Genomic DNA, 1,986 nt, shown 5'->3' on the forward strand with positions numbered 1-1,986 from the left:
GGCGGGTCGCGCGCGGCGGCGCCAGGCGGGTCGTGCCGGTCATGCGGGTCTTGCGTTCGATCATGGTCAATCCTAGGGAAGGTTCTGACCATGAAAACGAACGAGCCGCGATTTACCGGACAATTATTTTCGGGCGGCGCGAACGATACGCGCGCCGCCCCCGGCCAACCTTTCGACCATGACCGGCAGCACGCCCGGCAGCGCCGCCAGGAAGCGCGCCGGTTCACGCGCAGGGAAGCTCCCCGTCACGCGCATCGCCTGCAATGCCGGATCGGCGGGCATTTCGATCGGCTGTTCGCTCCACGCATTCCATTGGGCCACGGCCTCGGCCAGCGGCGTGGCGTCGAACGCCAGCCATCCGTGCCGCCAGGCCTCGTGCGTGCCGCCTGACACGTTGCGCACGCTTTCCAGCCCGGCCGGCGCCGTGCGCACCATCTGCCCCGGCTGCACCAGCACGCCGTCGCCGGAGGCGTCCCGCCCCCAGACGCGCACCAATCCGCGTTCGACCTGCACCTGCATCACGCCCGCGCGCGCGCTGACGCTGAACGCGGTGCCCACCACCTTGACCATGCCCCAAGGCGTGCGCGCCACGAAAGGCCGACCGGGTTCCGACCGCACGTCCAGATACACCTGGCCCTGCGTCAACGTGAGCTCGCGCGCGTCGCGGTAATAGGCGACGCTGGCGCGCGTGCCCGCATCCGCCTCAAGCATCGTGCCGTCGGGCAACCCCAGCGACCGGACTTCGCGCCGGGCGGTCTGGATGCCCAGCCGGTAGAGCGCTTGCGGCTCCTGCCAGCGCAGCAGCGCCCCCAGGCCCAACGCCAGCCCGCCGCCTGCAAACGCGCGCAACAGCGCACGCCGGTTCGGCGCGGCGGCTTGCGGTTTCGGCAGATAGGACTGCAGGGCCTCGCGGACCGCGCCGTCAGCCGCCCATAGCCGTTCGGCTCGCATCCAGGCCGCCTGGTGACGCGCATCCTGCGCTTGCCAGGCCGCCAGTTGCCGGCGCGCCTTGTCGGCCGTGGCGGCGTCGCCGCCCGCGATTCGGGTCAGATAGGTCAACGCCCGTTCGATCATCACGGGCGTGGGTTGCGGCGCAGCCGGCGGCGCGGCGTCAGGACGAGGCACGGTCCGCCCTTGCCTGCCACGCGGCGCAATCGAGCACCGCGCGCACCACGTGTTTTTCCACCGCGGCGATGCTCAGGTCCAGATGCTGCGCGGTCTCCGCATGCGTATGGCCGTAGACCCTCACCATCAAGAAGACCTCGCGCCGCTTCCTGGGCATGACCGCCAGGCGCGCCAGCAGGCGTTCGGCTTCCTGGCGCGCACTGACGACGCGGTCGGCGCCCGGCACGATCGCCGGTGACACCACGGCCAGCGTGTCCAGCATGGCCTGTTCGGCGCGCTTGCGGCGCGCCTCATCGATGATCAGGTTCTTGCCGACGCGATACAGCAGCGCGCGCGGCTCGGCCAGCAGCCCGGCCCGCAGCTCCAGGCCCAGCACGCGGGCGTAGCTTTCCTGGACCACGTCCGACGCGTTGTCGCGGCAGCGCAAGGCGCGCGTGAAAAAGCCGATCAGCTCTTGGTAGTAGCGTTCAAGCACGGGACGGGTCAGTCGGGGCGTGCGCAAGGCACAGGCTAATTATGAATGGTTCGCATTATCACACAAGCCACTCGCCCCGCTTTCGCGCCACGCCCCTCCCGCGCTGCGTGCTTACGCCTGCTTCGGACCCGCCACGATGAACAGCCGCGGAAACGGCAGCAGCACCGTGCCGTCGGCAAGCGCCGGATAGGCTTCGGCAATCAGCGCCTGATAGCGCGCCAGGAAACTGGCCTGCTCTGCGGCATCCAGCTTGTCCAGGTAAGGCCGCAATGCCGTGCCCTTGAACCACTCCACCACCGCGGCGGCGCCCGCCAGCGGGTGGTGATAGGTCGTGCGCCACACGTCCAGCACGCCGCAATGCGGCTTGAGCAGTTCGTAGTACCAGG

At 69.8% G+C, this 1,986-nt stretch carries 2 protein-coding genes and 1 pseudogene; all 3 read right to left on the bottom strand.

Annotated features, from left to right (window positions below):
- Nucleotides 1–123: 123 nt before the first annotated feature.
- Nucleotides 124–1,125 carry a FecR family protein gene (locus ACO6D5_RS29990; RefSeq protein ID WP_485827421.1) on the bottom strand — a complete coding sequence of 334 codons (1,002 nt, stop codon included), beginning with the start codon at nucleotides 1,123–1,125 and terminating at the stop codon, nucleotides 124–126.
- A complete protein-coding gene (locus ACO6D5_RS29995) occupies nucleotides 1,112–1,627 on the bottom strand; it encodes a sigma-70 family RNA polymerase sigma factor (RefSeq protein ID WP_315846581.1) in 516 nt (171 codons plus the stop codon). Before ACO6D5_RS29995 ends, ACO6D5_RS29990 begins: the two co-directional genes overlap by 14 nt.
- An 84-nt stretch (nucleotides 1,628–1,711) precedes the next feature.
- Nucleotides 1,712–1,986: pseudogene (locus ACO6D5_RS30000) on the bottom strand (trans-aconitate 2-methyltransferase); the annotation flags it as partial.

Source organism: Achromobacter sp. (assembly GCF_057314935.1).